The following is a 21,486-nucleotide window of genomic DNA, read 5'->3' as shown; positions in this document are numbered from 1 at the left end:
CGCGGGCAGCAAGATTCCCTTTATGATTTCGGCCTATTGGTCTGCCGATGTGTAGGTCGAGTTTTAGTAAAATTGTAGCGATTGGCGTGCTGCTGGCACTTTCGGCCTGCGCGACGGCGCCCAGCCACATCAACAATGTCTGCGCCGTCTTCGACCAGAATGACGGCTGGTTCGACAATTGGCAGTCGGCGGCCGAGCGCACGCAGCAGAAATACGGCGTACCCGTGCCCGTGCTGATGGCGACGGTGCGCAAGGAATCCGGCTTCAAGAGCAACGCCCGGCCGCCGCGCACCAAGCTGCTCGGCTTCATCCCGTGGAAGCACGTCTCGTCCGCCACCGGCTTCTCGCAGGCGCTGGACGGCACCTGGTCGCAATATCAGAGCGAAACCGGCAACTGGGCGGCACGGCGGACGAAATTCGCCGACGCCGTCGATTTCGTCGGCTGGTACCATTCCAAGACCGCCGATACATTCGGCGTCGCCCGCAACGACACCTACAATCTCTACCTCGCCTATTATCTCGGCTGGACCGCCTATGGCCGCGGCAACCGTGGCGACGCCGGCGTCCAGGGCTATGCCCGGGCCACGGAGAAAATGGCCCGCGATTACGCCGTTCAGTTGCAGCAATGCGGCAATTGACTTTGCCGGGGCATTTCACGGCCAAGTGAAATCAGCTGCCGCTACGGAAAAGCGATATTGCGCAGATGGAGGGCTGGGAGCCTTCCCTACATGTCGACATCGACATCGAGCAGGGAGAGTCGCGGCAACGCGTCGCGAAGCGCATTGATCATTTCAAGATCGACCAACGGGGGGTCGTCGGGTCGCGCTGAAAGTAACGGAATGCCGTTGCGTTCTCCGCCAGCCTGCGGCCTGCGCAGTGACTGGCGAGCCAGATCGGAAATGACCTCGCCAATGCTGCGATCCTGCTGCCGCGCCATGGCCTTCGCGGCAAGGAGGACATCGTCATCGATTGCAAGCGTCGTTCTCACAATACGTCTCCTTGCTGCACGTCAAACCACGAAGCACTGGATGGAGATCAAGGGAACGTCGCCTGTCGTCCCTTGACAAATATGAGATATGACGAAGCTGCGGAGCAATGCACCAGCAAGCGATATTGCCCCTGTGCTGGTCAGCTCGGCTTCTTGCCGCGCGGACGCTTCGGCGGCGTGCCGGCAAATCCTGGACCCTCGCCATGCGGCGCGTCGTCCGGCACGCCTTCGTGGGCGGCATGCTCCTTGTCGAACTTGATCACCGGTTCCATCATCGCCAGCACCTCGTCGGAGAGCCAGCACAGGCTCATATGGCCATCGCCCAGATTCTTGACCGGCGGTACCTTGGTCTCGCACAGATTGTCCGGCACCAGCTTCTTGTACCCGCAGCGTGTCTGGAACGGGCAGCCGGATGGCGGGTTCATCGCCGACGGGATGTCGCCTTCGAGCACGATGTGCTTCTTGATCACGCTTGTGTCGGCGATCGGGATCGCCGACAGCAGCGCCTCGGTATAGGGGTGATAGGGCGGCGCGAAGATCTGGTCGGTCGTACCTTGCTCGACAATATAGCCCAGATACATGACGACGACGCGGTCGGCGATGTAGCGCACCACGGAAAGATCGTGGCTGATGAACAGCATCGTTGTCTTGTTCTTGCGCTGGATGTCCATCAAGAGTTCGGTCACAGCTGCCTGCACCGATACGTCGAGCGCCGACACCGGCTCGTCCGCCACCACCACCTTGGCGTCGCCGGCAAAGGCACGCGCCACGCCGATGCGCTGCTTCTGGCCGCCTGAAAGCTGGCGCGGCTTGCGCGTCTCGAAGGCACGCGGCAGCTTGACCAGGTCGAGCAGTTCCAGCATGCGCTTGCGCCGGTCGGCGACCGTCTTGCCGACATTGAATTTTTCCAGCGTGCGGATGATCTGCGAACCGACCGAATGGCTGGGGTTCAGCGTATCGAAGGGGTTCTGGAACACCATCTGGATCGACGACACGGTGTCGACGCTGCGGCTCTCGATGCCGGTCGACTGGATTTCCTTGTTGCCCAGCGTCACGCTGCCGGAACTCGCTGTCTCCAGCCCGAGCAGCACCTTGGCCAGTGTCGACTTTCCGCAGCCGGATTCGCCGACGATGGCGACGGTTTCGGATTCGCGCGCCATGAACGAGATCGTCTCGTTGGCCTTGACGACACGGCCCTCGCTCGAGCCGAACACCTCGCTGCCGCCAACCTTGTAGTATTTCCTGAGATCCTCGATCTTGAGCACCGGCGCGCCGGGCACGACGCGCTCGTTGACCTTCTTGGCGCCGGGCGGCAGGGCTTCCCAGTCGATCTCGTTGAAGCGCACGCAGCGCGAGAAATGGCCTTCGTGGCCCGCGACCTCGACCATCGGGATTTCAGCCGCGTTGCAGACGCCCTCGACGAAATGGTGGCAGCGCGGGCCGAAATTGCAGCCCTTCGGCCGCTCATGCGGCAGCGGCAATTGCCCGGGGATCGAAATCAGCGGCCGCGAATTCTTGTCCGCGCCCGGCAGCGGGATCGAGCGGAACAGCCCTTGCGTATAGGGATGGCGCATCCGGTCGAACACATCCTTGATCTTGCCGGTCTCAACCGCCTCGCCCGAATACATCACAGTGATGCGGTCGCAGGTTTCCAGGATCAGGCCAAGATTGTGCGACACGAAGATCATCGAGGTGCCGAACTTCTCGCCCAGCCCCTTGACCAGATCGACGATGCCCGCTTCCACCGTCACGTCGAGCGCCGTGGTCGGCTCGTCGAGCAAAAGCAGCGCCGGCTTCGACAGCAGCGCCATGGCGATGACGATGCGCTGCTGCTGGCCGCCCGAGAGCTGGTGCGGATAGGAGCGCATCATGCGCTCGGGATCGGGAAGCTTGACCGAGCGCACCATTTCCAGCGCGCGTTTATAGGCCTCTTCCTTCGACACCTTGTCGTGGATCAGCGGCACTTCCATCAGCTGCTGGCCGACCTTCATCGCCGGATTGAGGCTCGCCATCGGCTCCTGGTAGATCATGGCGATCTTGTTGCCGCGGATGGCGCGCAGCTCCTCATCGGAGAGCTCGCCCATGTCCTTGCCCTGGAACTTGATCTTGCCGCCGACGATCTTCCCGATGTTGGAAAGGTCGCGCATGATGCCGAGTGACACCGTCGACTTGCCGCAGCCGGATTCACCGACGATGCCCATCGCCTCGCCGGGCATGACCGTGCAGGAAAAATCCATGACGGCCGGTATCTCGCCCTTGCGGGTGAAAAAGGAGATCGACAGGTTCTCGATCTCGATGATCGGCCCGTTGGTCGGATTAGCCGGATTTCGAACTGCCTCGTTCATGGGTCGCTCCAATCCTAGTTCTTAGCCAAGTGGGATCTGGGATCCCACCGTCAATCCTTCATCGATTGCTCGCGCAGGGAATCGGCGAGCAGGTTGAGCCCCAGCACGAAGCTCATCAGCGCGATCGTCGGCGGCAGCGCCGGGTGGATAAAGGAGCGCAGCAGCCGGCTGGCATCCTTGATCGCCGTGCCCCAGTCCGGGCTCTCGGGTGCAAGACCGAGGCCAAAATACCCCAGCGTGCCGAGCAGGATCGTGGTGTAGCCGATGCGCAGGCAGGCATCGACGATCAGTGGTCCGCGCGCATTGGGCAGGATTTCCCACAGCATGATGTACCAGGGCGATTCACCGCGCGTCTGCGCCGCCGCCACATAGTCGCGCGTCTTGATGTCCATCACCAGGCCGCGCACGATACGGAACACGCCTGGACTGGAGGCGAACACCACAGCCACGAAGATGTTGAGCTGGTTGGGATCGATGTGGACGATCTTCAGCGGGTCCCGGTCGAAGACAAGGCCGACATAGATCCAGCCGCCTATGATGAGCGTCAGGCCGAGCAGGATGTAGATCCGGTCCGGCCGGTTTTTGTAGCGTGTCCAGAACAGCACGCTGAAGAAGATGATCGGAAACAGGAAGAAGACACCTGCCAGACCGTAGGGGATCGGCGTGTCCATGATACCTGGCGTCACCAGGAGGTAGAACAGCAGGATCACTGGGAAAGCCAGCACGAGGTTGGCCAGGAACGACAGGATGGAATCGATCTTGCCACCATAATAGCCGGCCGGCAGGCCGAGCGTGATGCCGACCATGAGCGCGAAACCGGTCGCCGCGGGTGCGATGATCAGCACGATCTGGCTGCCATAGACCATGCGCGAAAACACGTCGCGCGCCAGCTTGTCGCCGCCGAACAGATAGACGAGCCCCGACTGCGGTTCGATGGCGCCGGGCAGCGTGTCCTTCATGATCGGGATCTGGCCGAGCGGATCGAAAGGCGAGACGGTCGAGGCGAAGATCGCGGTGAACAGCCAGAACAGGCAGATGAAGACACCCGCGATGCCGACGCCGCTGTCGAACAGCTGGCCGTAAAGGGCCAGCTTCTTCTTGTAGAGGAAGCTCGCACCCATGACGATGGCGAGCGCGACCCAGACCGGCCAGAAGCGCCAGAGCACTTCGAGGATGATGGTGGAGGCGCCGATATATTGAGCTTGCATGCGCCTTCTCCCTACTGAACCCGGATGCGCGGATTGAGGAACGCGTAGCCGACATCGGAAATGAGCTGCGTGATCAGGACGATGAACACCGAGACCAGCGAACAGCCGAGCAAAAGGTCGATGTCGTTGTTGCCGGCGGCCTCGACCAGCGTGTAGCCGAAGCCCTGGTAGCGGAACATCACCTCGACGATGACGACGCCGGTGAGCAGCCAGGGAAACTGCAGCATGATGACGGTGAAGGGCGCGATCAGCGCGTTGCGCAGCGCATGCTTGACCACCACGTTGCCAAACGACAGGCCCTTGAGCCGGGCGGTGCGGATATATTGCTGCGTCATCACCTCGACCATGGAGGCGCGCGTCATGCGCGCGATGTAGCCGATGCCATAGATCGCCAGTGTGATCACCGGCAGCGTGAAATTGTAGAAGGTAATGCCCTGGCTCGCCGATGCCGCCGAACCGTTCAGCCAGCCGAGCCACGAGGCGAAGATGACGGTGAAGATGACGCCCGACACATATTCAGGCGTTGCCGTCGAGGCGATCGAGGCGACCGAGAGCACACGATCGGTGCGCGAACCCTCGCGCATGCCGGCGAGAATCCCGATCAGCAGCGAGACCGGCACCATCACGACCAGGACCCAGAACATCAGGATGCCGGTGGCCCCGAGCGCTGGAAACAACTTGGCCGCGACCGTGGTCTTGAACTTGGTCGAGCAGCCGAAATCGCCCTCGATCACGCCCGAGAATGTCGGCACGGCCGGGTCGTTGCAGAAGGAGAAACGCTGCGTCGTCTTGCCGGTCGCCGGGTCCGTGATCGGCTGCTTGGGCAGCACGCCCAGCCACTGGCCGTAGCGGACGAAGAAGTTCTGGCGATAACCATGATTGACCAGCCAGCTTTCGAGTTGCTCGGCCGATGTGTGCATTTCGGTCTGGCTGATCGCCAGCTTCTTCAGATTGGGTTCGAGATTGACGAGAAAGAAGACGACCAGCGTCAGGCACAGCATCGTGAGCAGAATCGTACCGACGCGTCTGATGATGAATGAGAACATTGTGCCCCCCTGCCGGCCGGGTTGGGGTCAGATATGGTCAACCCTGTTTCGAAAACCTTGTGACGTCACGCCGCCGCTGCATTCAATACAACGGCGGCGATCCCGCGAATGCGAGGGGCGGTGCGCCCTTCGCATTCATCAAGCTGTGGGTTACGCCTGATCGAGCCAGACCTTGCCGAAGTCGTGCTCGTAGGTGGGGTGCATCGAGTGGTTCTTCACCTCGGGCTTGATGTTGATGTAGAGCTTGCGCCAGTAAGGCTGGATGATGATGCCGGATTCCTGCAGCATCGTCTCGATGTCCTTCATCACCACCTTGCGCTTCTCCGCATCGGCGATCCCGAGCGCCTCGTTGACCTTCTTGTCGAAGTCCGGATTGGCATAGGCCGTCTCGTTCCAGGCTTCGCCCGAGCGGTAGGCGATGGCGATGACCTGGATGCCAAGCGGACGCATGTTCCAGTTGGTTTCCGAGAACGGATATTTCGTCCAGTCGTTCCAGAAGGTCGAGCTCGGCAGCACGGTGCGCTTCACCTTGATGCCGGCTTCGCGCAGCTGGGCCGCGATCGCGTCCGTGGTGTTCTTGTGGTAGTCCTCGTCATTGCTGATCAGTTCGTGCTCGAAATCGATCACGCCGGCTTCGGTCAGCATCTGCTTGGCCTTGGCGATGTCGCGCGGGATCTTGGGCAGTTCGACATATTCCGGATGGATCGGTGCGACATGGTGGTTTTCTGCCGGCGTGCCAGCATTGCCGTAGCCGAGCTGGAGCACCACCGAATTGTCGACGGCCAGGCACATCGCCTGACGCACCTTCTGGTCGCCGTAGGGCTTGGCATTGACGTTGAAGCGCGAGACCACGGTCGCTGCGGTCACCACTTCCGAAGCCGGCGCGCCGACGTCCGAGATAATCTTGACGTAGTCGGCGGTCGTCTCATGGTTGGTCTGCACTTCGCCCGACTCGAACGCCGAAACCGTAGCAGCCGGATCCGTGCCGTAGTCGATGAACTCGACGCCGTCGAGGAAGGCCTCGCCCTGCCACCACTTGCCGGTCGTGCGGCGCTTGTAGACGACCTTCTGGCCGACATCGTAGGAAACGAGTTCGAACGGGCCGGTGCCGATCGGGCAGTTCTTGAAGTTCGCGCCCTTCTCGTCGAAGCTCTTGTGCACGACGAGGCCGGGATAATCGCACAGGTTCGGGATGATGGCGATATCGGGCTTGTTCAGCTTGAGCTTGACCGTCATGTCATCGACCTTGACGACCGAACCTTCGCGCAGCTTCTTGGTCGTGTCATCGACGAGGCTGCCAAGGCGTCCCGGCATCGAGTTGCCTTCCGCCGACTTGTCGGCCCAGCGGGTGAAATTGTAGATCACGTCGTCGGCGGTGAACTTGTCGCCGTTGTTCCATTCGACACCAGGCCGCACATGCAGCGTGTATTCGGTGGCGTCGTCATTGATGTCCCAGCTCGCCAGCAGATACGGCGCGAAGGTGTATTCCTTCGTGTATTTCACCAGCGGCTCGAGCGCCTGGCGTTCTGCGTTGGAAATTTCCGACCAGTCGGCCGTGCGCGGATCCTTGGGATCCTTGACCGACATGGCGACTTTCAGCACGCCGCCCTTCTTGCCCTGCACGTCCTCGGCCTTGGCCGGGGTCGGAGCGGCAAGGCCGAGCAGGCCGTAAGCCATGGCCGTCGACGCGCCGAAGACGCTGGCAAGCGCCAGGAATTCGCGGCGATCCACCGTTCCTGCCTTGGCTTCCTTGGCCATGGCCAGGATGTGATCCGGAACGCTGTCGCCATTACTCTTATAGATTGTCATGACTAACTCCCATTGTTGGCTTTCCGCCGATTAACATTCCGCATCCAGGCCATGATGTCAAAGACGGCTTGGATTGGGAACATGTTAGCGAATGTGCAACTTTGAAAAGAGAGCGGTACGCGCGATAGCGACAGTCTTGACGCAAAATTGCTAGTGCGCCCAGATTCCGCCAAAATCTCTTCGGGCGATTAGACTGAGACATTTGCACTGGTTACGACAGCGCCAGTCCTGGCCACGGTGAAGGGCCAGACCCTCAATATTCCTTCTCGTAGAAGATGCCGCCCTTGGCTTCGCCGGCGTCCGTCGCCTCGCCGCGCAATTTGATGCCGCGCCCGACATTGAGGTCGATGGTCGCCTTGCCCGAACCCGGCTTGTCGCCCTTCTGGATCGTCACATAGGTGCGGTCGTTCAGGTACTTGCCGGCGGAGACAGCGGTGCCGCCCTTGTCGTCGGTGGTGACGTCGAGATCATCGACGCCGATGGCGCTGCGCAGGTTTTCAAGCAGCGACGTCGAGCCGCCGACGCCGGCCAGTTGCCCCGCCGCTTCAGCCAGTTGCGCGATCTGCAGCGGCGACAGGTTCGACATCGAGCGACCGAAGATCAGTTGCGCCAGCACCTCGTCCTCGGGCAGCGCCGGCACCGAGGAGAAGGTGAATTTCGGATTGGTCGCCTCGCCCGATACCACGATGGTGACGGTCGCACTGGTCGTGGTCGTGGTCGCGGTCAGGTTGAGATAGGGCACCAGCGAGCCGGAAAAGCCGACCGTGCCTTCGGTGAAGGTCAGCCGTTTGCCGAGGATCGAAAGCCGCCCACGCTGCAAGGTGAAGGTGCCGATCGCTTGCGGCGACGAGGCCGGGCCGGTGAGCTTGAGGGAGCCGCCGAATTCAGCGTCGACGCCCCTGCCCTGGATGAAGATCTGGTTCGGTGCGTTGACGGTGACGTTCAGCGCGAGACCGCCGCCGCCGCTCTTTCCGCTGGCCGTCGCCGGGCGCAGCGCCTTGTCCTGCGCCCGCACCGCGCCGGGCGCGTTCTTGTGCTTGACGTCGAGCGCGGCGAGCGAGCCCGGCAATTTGTCGGGAACGGTGATAACGGTCTTGGCGAGGTTGACGGTGCCGGCAATCGCCGGAGCGGAAACGAGCGGCCCCTTGATCGTCAGGTCGCCGCCCAGATTGGCGGTCACCACGCGCCCGTCCGTATAGCGGCCGTCGGTGAGTTTGATCGACAGGTCGGCCGGGAAGCCTTGCGCCGGGTTGATGCCGACCGTGCCGCTGGCCGAAAGGCTGCCACGCGTCGACAGCGTTCCGGTCAGCCGGTTGATCCTGGCGACGCCGCCGCCGATCGAGACGTCGGCGGCGATATCGTTGACGGCAAGGCCCGAGCGCGCATCGACCAGCCGCGCGCCGGAGGTGCTGACGCTGCCGCCGATCACAGGCGACGTCGCCGGGCCGCGCACCTGGACTTTGACATTGGCCGTTCCCGTCAGCGACAGGCCTTGCGCGGCAAGCTTCTGGCTGAGGATGCCGAACGGCACGCCGCCATTGAAGTCGAGCGCCAGCGCCGGCGTGCCCGCCGTCGTCACCGTGCCGCCGCCCTTGAGGCCAAGGCCGGCTCCATCGCTGACATTGGCGTTGAAGGTCAGTTTGTTGCCGGCAAAGGTGCCTGACGAAGAAACACTGACCGCACCAACACCCGCGCCGCGGGTCTGCGATGTCTGCACGCCGGCTGCGTCGATGTTGAAGGCGACAGCCGGGCTGGCTGGGGCACCAGTCACCTTGACCGTGCCCGAAATCGACCCGGCGGCATCGAGCCCGGGCGAGAAACTGTTGGCGAGCGACATCGGCACCCGGGCCAGCGTCGCGTTGATGTCGAGCGCCTGCCCAACCTTGCCGGTCACCGTCGCCGTGCCACCGCCGAGATTGAGCACCAGCCGGTCCAGCGTCGTCGTGCCATTGGCGATGCTGACCGTCGAGGCCTGGGCGATGGCCGCCTTGATGCCTTGGACGGTCGCCTGGCCGGAAGCGAGCTCGATGGTCGTCGTGCCATTCGCCACTTTCACCCGGCCGGCGGCCTTGGCCGGAATGCCCTTGACCGTGGCGCCGCCGGAAAAGCCGGTCCAGTCGCCGTCACGCTTCAGGTCGACATCGATGCCGCTGATCACGGTGCCGCCCGAGGTGACGGTGTCGGCGCGGATCTTGCCCGAGATCACCGGAGCGGCGAGATAGTTGGCGATCAGCGCATCGATGGAAACGGCTTTCGCCTGGAGATCGCCGCGCGTGATCGAGGCGGTCGTCGCCTTGACGGCGACCTGGGGCGCTGCGCCGTTCTTCGAGAAGGCGATGGTGCCGCGCACGTCGCCTTCGGCCTTCTCCAGCGCGAGCGCGGCGAGCGGTCCGATATCGGGCAGGTCGAGCGAGATGGTGCCTTCAGGCACGAACTTGTCGTCCAGCGCCAGATCGCCTGAAATCCTGTTCTTGCCCAGCGACAGGAGCAGGCCGTTGATGGCGCTCTTGCCGTCCGCCGTCGCCAGCACCGCACTGCCTTGCAGGGCCTGACCCGCGACATTGCCGGTCAACTGCACGTTCGCCGCCGGATTGGCGGCATCCGCCTTGCCGGTGGCCGTGAGCCTCAGCCCGGTGATCTCGCGCGCAGCCACCGACAGCCTGTCGCTATCGACGGTCAGCGACAGGTCGGGTGCGGTGGCCGGCCCCTGGGCGCTCAGCCCGAAAGCGATGGCGCCCCTGGCATCCTTCGACAGCAGCGAGATGTCGCTCAGCGCGCCCTTGATGTCGGCCGCCACTTTGTTGTCGGCAAGGCTCGCCTGCCCGCCGGCGGTGAGCGCGCCAGAGGTCAGCTTCAAGGCATCGATGTTTATGCTGCCGTTGGGGTCGCGTTTCAGCGTGGCGCTGATTTGCGCACGTTCGCCAAGCATGCCGCGCGCCGCAGCGGGCAAGGCCGATGACGGGGCATCCGCATTCAGCTTGAGGTCGATGGCGCCGTCACGCAGCGATACCTGGCCGGCGACCTGGCTGTTGAGTGCATCGCTCTTGAGCGAACCGCTGTCGATGGCGACGGCATCCGATGTCAGCCGGGCACTGAGGGCGGCCGTGATCTTGCCGGCGATCAGCGGTGCGATCATGGGATTGTCGAGCCCGACCTTGTCCACCGACACCGTGCCGGAAACCGGCCCGGCGCGGTTCTTGAGATCGAAAGCGTCCGAGTGCAGCGCCAGCACAAGACCGTCCACCTTCGCCGGGCTGGTGGCGATCGAAGGAACGATCGCGGACAGGTCGAGGCGGGCTTTCGTGCTTTCCCCCGCCACTTTCGCCGACAAGGACCGGACCTCGACCCTGACCGGGCTTTCGGTGCTGCCGACCGTCAGCGGCAGGCTGGGGCCGGATGAAGTGAGATCAAGCGCAAAATCGCTGGCGCCGTTCGGATTGATGGTGCCGGAAGCCGTGCCGGAAATCTTGTCGCCGGAAAGCATGGCATGATCGAGGGCGACGCCGCCGGCCATGGTGTAGGCGCCCGCGGCATCGACAGCGAGCGGCCCGAGCCCGGCCTGGCGGGTCTGGCTGGTCTCGACGCCGGTAAGCTGCGCGTCGAAGTGGACCTCCGGAGCAGCCGGCGTTCCGGTCACCTGCGCTGTACCGCCGAGCGTACCCACGGCATCGAGCCCGGACGCAAAATCATTGGCAAGGGCGGCAGGCAGCGCGGAGACTTTTGCTGCGAGATCGAGCGTCTGGCCGGCGCTGCCCGACAGCGTCACCGAGCCGCCACCGATATCGAGCGCCAGCCTGTCGATGCTGGCCGTGCCATTGGCGATGGTCAGCGCAGAGGCCTGGGCGATCGCCGCCTTGATGCCACGCACCGTGGCCTCGCCCGAGGCGACCTCGACGGTCGTGGTACCCTCGGCGATCTTGACCCGTCCTGCCGCGGTCGCCGGGATGCCTGCTATCGTCGCGCCGCCAGTGAAATTGGTCCAGTCGCCGTCGCGCTTCAGGTCGACGCCGATGCCACTGATTTCGGTGGTGCCCGAAGTCACCGCGTCGGCCTTGATCGTACCCGAGATCGCCGGCGCCTTGAGATAGTTGGCGACCAGCGCGTTGACGGTGATCGCCTTGGCCGTCACCTCGCCTCGCGCGATCGACGTGCTCTTCGCGTCGATCGCGACGGACGGCACGTCGCCCGCCTTGGCGAAGTCGATGGTGCCGTTGATGTCGCCGGTCACCGCTTGCCCGGCGAGTGCCGCCAGTTGGTCGATTGCCGGCGCGGCGAGCGTCAGCGTGCCCAGGGGCATGAACTTGTCATCGAGCGCCAGGTCGCCCGAGACCTTGTTGTCGCCTAGCGAAACCAGGAAGCCGTTGATCGAACGCTTGCCCTCGCTCGTTACCAGCGACGCCTTGACGTCGAGCGGCTGATCGTTGACGGCACCGGTCAGCGAGATATCGGCGGAGGGGTTTGCGATGTCGGCCTTGCCGCTCGCCGTCAGCTTGATCGTCTTCACAGTGCGGCCCGAGGCCGTCAGGCTGTCGCTGTCGGCGGAGACGGTGAAATCGGGCGCGGTCAGGGCGCCGCTTGCCGACAGCGCGAAACCAACGCCGCCAGCGACCGGGATGCCGACCGTCGGCGACAGCACCGAAACGTCGCCCAGTTTGCCTTTGATATCGGCCTGGATGTCGGTGCCTTGCATGCTGGCGGTGCCGCTGGCGCTGAGCGAGCCGGACGTGAGCGAGATCGAATTGGCGGCGAACGCCCCTTGCGGATCGCGCGTCGCGGCGGCCGAGAACTTCACGCGTCCACCGAGCACCGAGGCGATCTGGGGCGGGAAGGCTGTCGCCACCGCATCGGCATTCATCTTGAGCTGCATCGACAGATCGGCGAGCGTTACCGTGGCCGTCAGCGACGCGTTGACAGCATCGGAGCGCAATGTGCCTTGATCGATGGTAATGGCGTCCTTGCTGACCGACCCGGCCAGGTCGACATTGACCTTGCCGGTGATCAACGGCGCCAAGGTCGCGACGTCGGTTTTCAAGCCGCCCGCCTCCAGCTTGACGGTGACCGGCCCGGCGCGGTTCTGGATGTCGAAGCCGTCGGAATGTAGCTGCGCCGCCAGATCGTCCAGCCGCGTGCCGCCGACGACGATCGAAACGAAGGAGGCGCCGATGTCGACGATCGGCGCCTTGCCGTCGCCAAACGCCCTGGCGGTGGCATTCTTGATCGCCAGTGTAATCGGTTGCGCCTTGCTGCCGACGCTGACCACCACGGGCGGCCCCTTGGCGGCGAGTTCGACCGCGAGATCGCTGGCCCCGGCGGGATCGACGATGCCGGTCGCGGTGCCGTGCACGGCGTCGCTCTCGATATTGGCCCGGTCGACACTGAGACCGCCGGCCGAAGTGGCGGTGCCCGCCACGTCGAAGCTGGTCTTGCCGGCAAACAGCGGCTTCAGGTTTTCCGGCAGGAAGGAAGCGAAGTCGCCGTCACCCTTGGCTTCGAGGTGGTGGCCCTTGTCGGTCAGCTGATGGCGGCCGGTGAGTTGGGTGACGATCCGATGATCGACGAGGAAGGTGCCGACACCGCTCCAGTTGGCCAGCGGTCCCGTGCCCGAAACGACGATATCGACCGGCGGCGCGTCCGGCAGGTTGAGCAGGTTGGCGATGATGCCGCCCGCCGGCTCCGATGCCTTGAGGTCGAGGTCGAGCTTGTTGTCGGCCGGAGCGAAATGGACTTTGGCATCGACATTGCCTTGCTTGCCGTCATGGCGAGTGACGTTGAGCACCGTCTCGACCGCCAGCGGCGCGTCATCGGCCTTGACCGATCCCTTGGCCGCAAGCTCAGCGATGCCGCTGCCGGCCAGTTGTTCGCCGAGCGCGATTTCCGGCAGGTCGATCTGCTTGATGTCGATGGACACCGGCAGCGTCGTCGTGCCGCTCGGCGCCGGCTGTTGTTGCGTGCCGGCCACCGGCAGACGCGCCAGTTCGATGCGCTCGGCCGCGATGCGCTCGGCGCTGAAGCTTTTCGACAAAAGTGCCGTCGGCGACCAGTCGACGGCCACCTTGCGCGCCACCAGCCAGGCGCCTTCGCGGTCCTCCAGCACGACATGGTCGACGCTGAAATTGCCCGACCAGATGCCGTCGATGCCGCTGACGGTGACCTTGCGCTCGTCGCTCGAGGCGAGCCGCGAGATGATGCCGGCGAGATTGTCGCGGCCGCGCTCGGTCTTGGTCAGCACGACGAGCGCACCGATTGCGCCCGCGACCACGATCAGCAGCGTGTAGAGGACTATGCGAAGGATGCGCCAGACCGTCTTCATGTCTAGAACGCCTGGCCAATGCCGGCATAGATGCCGAAACGCGGATCGCCGGGGTCACGGTTGAGCGGCACGGCCGCGTCGATGCGCAGCGGTCCGAACGGTGTCACATAGCGCAGGCCGACGCCGGCGCCGACCTTGACGTTGGAAAAGTCGGGAACCGACTTCTCCGACACGGTGCCGGCATCGACGAACGGCACGATGCCGATCGTGTCGGTAATGGCGATGCGCATCTCCACCGAGGTCTCGAAGAAGGACAGGCCGCCGATCGGCTGGCCGGTGAAGTCCTTGGGGCCGATGCCCTGATAGGCATAACCGCGCACCGAGCCGCCACCGCCGGAATAGAAGCGCCGGTCGGCCGGGACGTTCTGCAGGCTGGTGCCGACGATCGAGCCGATCGCGACGCGTTCGGCCAAAACGAATTTCGAAGCCGTATCCAGCGACTGATAGGCCGACCCCTCGCCCTTGAGCTTGAGGAAGGCGGCACCGCTCAGAATATCGTAGCTCGGCTCGGCATAGGCCAGCACCCGGAAGCCCTTGGTCGGGTTCAGCCGATTGTCCCTGTTGTCATAGACATATTGCAGCGGGATGCTGGCGATCAGGTATTTGTGTTTGCCGAAGGCATCGTGGATGCGTGAGTAGTCGAGCGCGAACTCGGCCGACACCGTCTGCTGCTTGGTCAGTTCGTAGGACAGGCCGGTGCTGCCCTTGATCGAGAAATGGTCGTAGGCGTCGGGATGTTCGAGCACCGTCTTGATGCCGGCGAAGAATTTCGACGCCGGGCCGATTACGCCGGGTTTCTCGAACATGATGCCTGCATTGTAGTTCAACTCGGACAGATCGTTGCTGCCGATGCCGCTGATGGCACCGTCGATGCGCAGCTTCTCGGCGTGACCAAACAGGTTGCGATGCCCCCAATAACCTTCCAGGCCCAGCCCCTCGGTGTTGGAAAAGGTGCCGCCGAGACCGAAATAACGCGGTTTGCGCTCGCTGACCTGGACGCCGATCGGAATGTTGCCGTCGGCGTCGAGTTTGTCGGCTTCCTTGAACGTCACGCTGTTGAAAACCTCGAGCGCAAGCAGCCTGTCGCGCGCGTCGCTGATCTCCTGCGGCGAGTACTGCTTGCCGCGCTTCAGCCCGGTCATGTATTCGGTGAAGTCGCGGTCGACCTTCTCGGTGCCTTCAACCGTGGTGGCGCCATAGCCGGCGACCGGTCCTGCGGCGACCGTCAGCGTCACGTCGAGCGTCGAGGTGGCATGGTCGGCGACGATCTGCCGGTCTGTCACCTTGGCCAGCGGCCTGCCTTGTTCTTTCAGCGTCCGCACGATCAGCGCCTCGGCCTTCAGCACCGCACCGGACCCTGCGTCGCCGCCCGCGATCAGGCCGTAGTCGGCGCTCATCAGCCCCGCCGCGTCGCCTTCCAGCCTGATCGTGCCGAGGGTGAATTTGGGGCCGGCGGCGATGTTGACGACCACCGGAATGGGCTGCGGGCCCTTGAATTCGGCGTCCGGCGGCAAATCGTCGAGCGGCTTGCCGTCGATGGTGATGGTGACCACGCCTTCGTAGCGGGCATCGGCATAAAGCGCGGCGACAAGCTGTTCGCGGTCGCTGCGCGCCTTGGCCATCAGCCCGAGCGAGCCCGAGACCGGCCGATCCTCGTCGCTTTTCAGTGCCGAGGCGTTTTCGAGCTTCTTGACGAGATCCTTGTCGGCATCGGGGGCGGAGATGGTCACGGCGTAGCGCAGCGGATCGACGATATCGGCGTCCTCGTCATTGGAGGAACCCCACAGTTTGATGCCGAAAAGCTCGAACGCAGCCGCGGATCTTGATTCGGCGACCAGCGCGGCCGAGCACACCATGGCAAAAAGCAGGACGCGCGGAAGCACGCGCCCTGGCGCGATCCGTCCTGACATCTGCCTTTCATGCGCCGGCATTAAAACACCCTAGTTCACAAAACTAAAATTGGAATGAAGTTCTGAAGCGCTCGTAAAGGGGCCACAATCCAATTGTCTGAAATAGGACGGGCTTGGAATTCACACCTTCTGCGTTTCCGCAAGAATGCGTGATCCCCTGTCCTATGGAGGTTACTGTCCGCATACCGGTCCTTGGCCGGAAAATAAACCGTTGGCAGGCGGAACCTGCCGCGTCTGCGCGTTGACAAGCCTGACTGGAGCTTGAACATGCCCGGACGTCTGCAATTGTCTGGAGGGTGTTATGGCAATGCGCGCGGCTCGTGGTCTGTCGATTCTTCTCCTTCTCTTCTTTGCCTGGGGCACCGTCGCGCAAGCGGCCGAAGCGCGAAGAATCGCAACGACCGACAATTCCGATTATTTCGGTTTCGACCTCAGGTCCGACCAGAACGTCACCCTCGACCAATGCAAGACGACGTGCCTTGGCGATCCGGCCTGCCGCGCCTTTACCTACAACACCAAGGCCAAATGGTGCTTTCTCAAATCCGACTACAACCAGATGAAGCCGTTCAGCGGCGCGGTCGCTGGCAAGGTCGTCAACATCGATGGCGACCCCGATATCGGCGCGCCGCCGGAACTCGCCTTCTTCCCCAACTGGATGGCCGACCAGGCCCAGCAATACCGCAACAGGCTGCTCGGCCCGGCCTATGACAAGCCGACCGAGGGCATGGCGGCACTGACGAAGGCCGCCGAACAGGCCGTACAGACCGGCGACCATCGCTCGGCCATGCAGAAATACGAGGCCGCCGTCTCGGTGATGCCCGACGATGGCCAGCTCTGGCTCAACCTGGCGCGCGAAACACTGGCCGTGCAGCCCACGGCCAGCACCGCGGAAGTATCCACCTTGCCTATGAACGGCACTTCGGCTGCTTTCAACGCCTATAAGCTCTTGCGCACCACCAAGACGCGCGCCGACGTGCTGGCGCTGCTCGGCAACGGCCTCGACAAACGCGATCTCTACCGGCCGGCCCTGCAGGCCTATGAGGCCAGTCTTGCGCTGGTCACCTCGCCGGCGGTCCAGGCGGAGTATGCCGACCTCAAGGCCCGCAAGGGTTTCCGCGTCATCGACCACAGTGTCGATGCCGACACCAGCGCGCCGCGCATCTGCGCGCAGTTTTCCGAGGATCTGGTCAAGACCGGCGTCGACTACGCGCAGTTCGTCACCGTCGACAACGCCCCGCCAAAGGGCGTCGAGGCCAAGGACAAGCAGATCTGCGTCGAAGGCCTGGAACACGGCCAGCACTACGATGTCACCTTCCGCGCCGGCCTGCCGGCGGCGATAGGCGAAGTAACCGCCGCCCCCGTGGTGCTGTCGATCTATGTGCAGGACCGCGCTCCGTCCGCCCGCTTCACCGGCGATAGCTTCGTGCTGCCGGCCGGCGCGCGCCGCGGCATCCCGGTGGTCACCGTCAACATGAACGCCGCCGAGATGAAGCTCTATCGCATCGGCGACCGGTCGCTGGCGCAGCTTCTGTCGGGCTACCAGTTCCTGCACCAGCTCGACGGCTACGACATCTCCAATATTTCCGAGCAGATGGGCGCGCCGGTCTGGCAGGGCCAGCTCGACATCGCCAACGACCTCAACAAGGAGGTCACCACTTCCTTCCCGGTCGACGAGGCGCTGCCGCAGCGCAAGCCCGGCGTCTATGTGCTGACCGCCCAGGCCGTCAACGACAAGAGCGACGACTATGGTTCGATGGCCACGCAGTGGTTCGTCGTCTCCGACATCGGCCTGTCGACCTATACCGGCCAGGACGGTCTCAATGTCTTTACCCGCTCGCTGGGCAGCGCCAAGCCGATAGCAGGCGCCGAACTGACGCTGGTTGCCCGCAACAACGAGGTTCTCGGCACCGCGACATCGGATGCCGACGGCCATGCCGTCTTCAACCCCGGCCTGACCCGCGGCGACGGCGGCATGGTGCCGGCGGTGCTGATGGCCAAGCAGGGCGACAATGACTTCGTCTTCCTCGACATGTCCAAGGCCGGTTTCGACCTGTCGGATCGCGGCGTCACCGGGCGCGCCGCGCCCGGCGCGCTCGACGTCTATGCCTGGACCGAACGCGGCATCTACCGCGCCGGCGAGGATGTCCATGTCGCCGCGCTTGCCCGCGACGGCGCTGCCAAGGCGGTCGAAAACCTGCCGCTGACCTTCATCTTCTCACGACCCGACGGGGTCGAGGACCGCCGCATCGTCAGCGACGGCGCGTCGGCCGGCGGCCATGCCGTCGACCTGCCGCTCGAGCCCAACGCCATGCGCGGTACCTGGTCGGTGTCGATCTACACCGATCCGAAGCAGCCGGCGGTTGCCAGCCAGATGTTCCTGGTCGAGGATTTCGTGCCGGATCGCATCGAATTCGACATGAAGGCCGACAAGCAGGAGATCGCACAGGGCGAAACCGCCAACATCGACATTGACGGTCGCTTCCTCTATGGCGCGCCGGCGGCGGGCCTGGCGCTGGAAGGCGAACTGACGCTGTCGACGTCGCGCGACTGGGACCGCTTCCCCAATTTTGCCTTCGGCCTCGCCGACGAGCAGTCGGCCGAGCCCACGGTCACGCCGCTGACCGGTCTGCCGGTGGTTGGCGATGACGGCAAGGCGACCTTCCCGGTCTCCGTCGACCAATTGCCCTCGACCACCAAGCTGGTCGACGGCAAGGTGACGGTGCGCATGCGCGAAACCGGCGGCCGCGCCATCGAGCGCTCGCTCAACATCGGCATCCGCCCGCAAGGCCATATGATCGGCATCCGGCCGGACTTCGCCGATGGTGAAGTGCCGCAGGGCGGCACGGCCAAGTTCAGCCTGATTGCCGTCGATCCGGACGGCAAGCGCGAGGCGCTGAAGGGCGCGCAGTGGACGCTGGTCAAGGTCGAACGCAATTACCAGTGGTACCGCTCCAACAATTCATGGAACTACGAGCCGGTCACCTTCACCAAGTCGATCGCCAACGGCCAGGTCGACCTCGACGCCGATGGCGACGCCACGGTCTCCGTGCCCGTCGATTGGGGCCAGTACAGGCTCGAAGTCGAGACCTCGGACCCCGAGGGACCGGCAACCAGCTACGAGTTCGACGCCGGCTGGTATGTCGCCTCGACCACCACCGAGACCCCCGACGGCCTGGAGATTGCCCTCGACAAGGACAATTATGCCGCGGGCGAAGTGGCCAAGCTGAAAATCTCGCCACATTTTGCCGGCGAACTCCTGATCAACATCGGTTCCGACAAGCTCTTGAAGACCATCACGGCCACCGTGCCGGCCGGCGGCAGCACCGTCGACATCCCGGTCGGTGACGACTGGGGTGCCGGCGCCTATGTCACGGCAACCCTGTTCCGGCCGGGCGATGCGCAGGAAACGCGCATGCCGGCCCGCGCCATCGGCGTGAAATGGCTGAAGGTCGATCCGGGCTCGAAGAAGCTCGCCATCACCTTGACGCCGCCGGACAAGACCATGCCGCGCCAGCAACTGTCGATCCCGGTTTCCGTGGCCGGCGTGCAGCCGGGCAGCAATGCCTATGTCATGGTTGCCGCCGTCGATGTCGGCATCCTCAACCTGACCAACTACAAGGCGCCGGACCCGGAGAACTGGTTCTTCGGCCAGCGCATGCTGGGCATGGAAATCCGTGACATCTACGGCCGCCTGATCGACGGCTCGCTGGGCACCACCGGCAAGCTCAGGACCGGCGGTGACGGCGCCAACATGCAGGCGCAAGGCAGTCCGCCAACCGAAAAGCTGGTTGCCTTCTTCTCCGGCCCGGTCGAGCTCGACGCCGACAGCAAGGCACGGATCGACTTCGACATCCCGCAGTTCAACGGCACCGTGCGCGTCATGGCCGTCGCCTGGACCAAGGATGCTGTCGGTCATGCCCAGTCGGATGTGATCGTGCGCGATCCCATAGTCATCACCGCCGGCCTGCCGCGCTTCCTGGCGCCTGGCGACGACGCCGTCATGCGACTCGACGTGGCCGATACCGACGGCCCGGCCGGCGACTACGCGCTGTCGATCGACACGACGGGCGACTTGTCGACCGGCGACAAGCCCCTGCCCCAGAAGCTGACGCTCGCCCAGGGCAAGCGCCAGACGCTGACCGTGCCGCTGATCGCAAAGACGGCGGGCAATGCCTCGCTCACCATCAAGCTCGCCCATGCCGACGGCACCAAGGTCGAGCAGACGCTCTATGTGCCGGTGCGTCCGGCGCAATTGCCGGTCACCACGCGCCTCGTGGTCGACCTCAAGGGCAATGGCGGAGCGTTGCGTGTCGACAAGGAGCTGTTGGCGGCAAGCCTGCTGGACGGCGCTTCCGTCAGTGTCGGCGTTTCGCAGGCGGCAGCCTTTGACGTGCCGTCGCTCTTGATGACGCTCGACCGCTACCCCTACGGTTGCGCCGAGCAGACGACGAGCCGGGCCATGCCGCTTCTCTATGTCAATGACATGGCATCGGGCATCGGCATGGAAAGCGACCCCGATCTGCATGGCCGCATCCAGGACGCCATCTACAAAGTGCTGAGCTACCAGTCCTCGAGCGGCAGCTTTGGGCTTTGGGGTCCGGGCTCCGGCGATCTGTGGCTCGACGCCTATGTCAGCGAGTTCCTGACCAGGGCGCGCGAGCAGAAATATGACGTGCCGGCGCTGGCCATGAACCAGGCGCTGAGCAATCTGCAGAACTCGCTCGGCTACGACCAGAGCGTACAGGACCGCGGCAGCGAGATCGCCTACGCCCTCTACGTGCTGGCCCGCAACAAGAAGGCCTCGATCGGCGACCTGCGCTACTACGCGGACACCCAGCTCGAAGCCTTCTCGAGCCCGATGGCCGTTGCCCAGCTGGCGGCGAGCCTGGCGCTTTACGGCGACACCCAGCGCTCCGAAGCGACGTTCAAGACCGCGCTGCAGCTCGCCAAGTCGAGCACGGACTACGACTATTACCGCTCCGACTACGGCTCGCGGCTGCGTGACGGCGCGGCGATACTGGCGCTGGCGGCGGAATCGAAGCCGGTGTCGACGATCGTGCCCGAGCTGATCAGGCTGGTGACTAGGGAACGCGCCGAAGCCCGCTGGACCAGCACCCAGGACGATTCCTGGATGCTGCTGGCGGCCCGCGCGCTGAAGGAGGGCAACGATTCGATCACGCTGACCGTCAATGGCGCGCCGCATTCCGGCGGCTACTCCAACCAGGTCAACGGCTCCGAGCTGGCCGACAGCCCGCTCGAAATCGCCAACACCGGCACGACCCCGCTGCAGGCCGTCGTCACCACCGTGGCGTCGCCGATCGAGCCTCTGCCCGCCGGCGGCGACGGCTTCACCATCAGCCGCACCTACTACAAGCTCGATGGCACCGAAGCCAATGTCACCGAGGCAACCCAGAACGAACGCTATGTCGTCGTGCTCAAGGTCACCGAGCAGAACAGCTGGCCGTCGCGCCTGCTGGTCACCGACCTTCTGCCGGCCGGCTTCGAGATCGACAATCCCGGCCTGGTCTCCAGCGCCCAATTGACGAACTTCTCCTGGCTGGCACAGACCGACGCCGCCCACCTCGAATTCCGCGACGACCGTTTCGTCGCGGCGTTCAATCCGGCCGACGGCGACCACGACCACAATCTGACGCTCGCCTATGTCGTGCGCGCCGTGACGCCGGGCACCTATGCGCACCCGGCGGCAACGGTGGAGGACATGTATCGTCCGCAATATTCGGCCCGCACCGCCACCGGCATGATGGAGATCAAGGCGCCGTAAGGCGCCGATGGTGGCGATCATGAAAATGGCGATTGCGCTCATGACAGCTTCCTTCTCCCCGTCTCTATACGGGGAGGTGAGCCGTGGT

Annotated in this window: 9 protein-coding genes; 2 read left to right on the top strand and 7 right to left on the bottom strand. The window is 64.1% G+C overall.

The window, feature by feature from the left end:
* Nucleotides 1-47 precede the first annotated feature (47 nt).
* On the top strand, nucleotides 48-638 hold the full coding sequence (locus tag MESOP_RS17135; protein WP_013894595.1) for a transglycosylase SLT domain-containing protein: 591 nt from the start codon (nucleotides 48-50) through the stop codon (nucleotides 636-638).
* Nucleotides 639-724: 86 nt separating this feature from the next.
* Here MESOP_RS17135 and MESOP_RS17130 read toward each other — a convergent pair whose 3' ends face one another.
* The 7 genes from MESOP_RS17130 to MESOP_RS17100 all read right to left on the bottom strand — a co-directional run bounded on the left by MESOP_RS17130 (nucleotide 725) and on the right by MESOP_RS17100 (nucleotide 15,637).
* Entirely contained in the window at nucleotides 725-988 is a 264-nt protein-coding gene (locus MESOP_RS17130) for a ribbon-helix-helix domain-containing protein (protein ID WP_013894594.1), read from the bottom strand.
* A 140-nt stretch (nucleotides 989-1,128) separates the two neighbouring features.
* Nucleotides 1,129-3,333: a dipeptide ABC transporter ATP-binding protein gene (locus MESOP_RS17125; protein ID WP_013894593.1), complete on the bottom strand. Its 2,205-nt coding sequence runs from the start codon at nucleotides 3,331-3,333 to the stop codon at nucleotides 1,129-1,131.
* 50 nt (nucleotides 3,334-3,383) lie between these two features.
* Nucleotides 3,384-4,541: an ABC transporter permease gene (locus MESOP_RS17120; RefSeq protein WP_013894592.1), complete on the bottom strand. Its 1,158-nt coding sequence runs from the start codon at nucleotides 4,539-4,541 to the stop codon at nucleotides 3,384-3,386.
* Between the two features lie 11 nt (nucleotides 4,542-4,552).
* Nucleotides 4,553-5,587 (bottom strand): ABC transporter permease, encoded by a 1,035-nt coding sequence (locus MESOP_RS17115; protein WP_013894591.1) that lies wholly within the window; start codon nucleotides 5,585-5,587, stop codon nucleotides 4,553-4,555.
* 150 nt (nucleotides 5,588-5,737) lie between these two features.
* Nucleotides 5,738-7,396: an ABC transporter substrate-binding protein gene (locus MESOP_RS17110; RefSeq protein ID WP_013894590.1), complete on the bottom strand. Its 1,659-nt coding sequence runs from the start codon at nucleotides 7,394-7,396 to the stop codon at nucleotides 5,738-5,740.
* A 253-nt stretch (nucleotides 7,397-7,649) separates the two neighbouring features.
* Nucleotides 7,650-13,706 (bottom strand): translocation/assembly module TamB domain-containing protein, encoded by a 6,057-nt coding sequence (locus MESOP_RS17105; RefSeq protein WP_013894589.1) that lies wholly within the window; start codon nucleotides 13,704-13,706, stop codon nucleotides 7,650-7,652.
* Nucleotides 13,707-13,708: 2 nt separating this feature from the next.
* Nucleotides 13,709-15,637 (bottom strand): autotransporter assembly complex protein TamA, encoded by a 1,929-nt coding sequence (locus tag MESOP_RS17100; protein ID WP_013894588.1) that lies wholly within the window; start codon nucleotides 15,635-15,637, stop codon nucleotides 13,709-13,711.
* A 280-nt stretch (nucleotides 15,638-15,917) separates the two neighbouring features.
* Between MESOP_RS17100 and MESOP_RS17095 the strand changes: the two genes are divergently transcribed.
* Nucleotides 15,918-21,398: an alpha-2-macroglobulin family protein gene (locus MESOP_RS17095; protein WP_013894587.1), complete on the top strand. Its 5,481-nt coding sequence runs from the start codon at nucleotides 15,918-15,920 to the stop codon at nucleotides 21,396-21,398.
* Nucleotides 21,399-21,486 lie beyond the last annotated feature (88 nt).

This window comes from Mesorhizobium opportunistum WSM2075 (genome assembly GCF_000176035.2).
Classification (GTDB): domain Bacteria; phylum Pseudomonadota; class Alphaproteobacteria; order Rhizobiales; family Rhizobiaceae; genus Mesorhizobium; species Mesorhizobium opportunistum.
Note: the sequence above shows the minus strand (reverse complement) of the source record. Positions and strands in the feature narration are given on the sequence as shown.

Excerpts from the sequence above, each read along its gene's own strand:
- MESOP_RS17135 (WP_013894595.1), top strand. The coding sequence starts at position 48 with ATGTGTAGGTCGAGTTTTAGTAAAATTGTAGCGATTGGCGTGCTGCTG.
- MESOP_RS17125 (WP_013894593.1), bottom strand. The coding sequence starts at position 3,333 with ATGAACGAGGCAGTTCGAAATCCGGCTAATCCGACCAACGGGCCGATC.
- MESOP_RS17120 (WP_013894592.1), bottom strand. The coding sequence starts at position 4,541 with ATGCAAGCTCAATATATCGGCGCCTCCACCATCATCCTCGAAGTGCTC.
- MESOP_RS17115 (WP_013894591.1), bottom strand. The coding sequence starts at position 5,587 with ATGTTCTCATTCATCATCAGACGCGTCGGTACGATTCTGCTCACGATG.
- MESOP_RS17110 (WP_013894590.1), bottom strand. The coding sequence starts at position 7,396 with ATGACAATCTATAAGAGTAATGGCGACAGCGTTCCGGATCACATCCTG.
- MESOP_RS17105 (WP_013894589.1), bottom strand. The coding sequence starts at position 13,706 with ATGAAGACGGTCTGGCGCATCCTTCGCATAGTCCTCTACACGCTGCTG.
- MESOP_RS17100 (WP_013894588.1), bottom strand. The coding sequence starts at position 15,637 with ATGCCGGCGCATGAAAGGCAGATGTCAGGACGGATCGCGCCAGGGCGC.
- MESOP_RS17095 (WP_013894587.1), top strand. The coding sequence starts at position 15,918 with ATGGCAATGCGCGCGGCTCGTGGTCTGTCGATTCTTCTCCTTCTCTTC.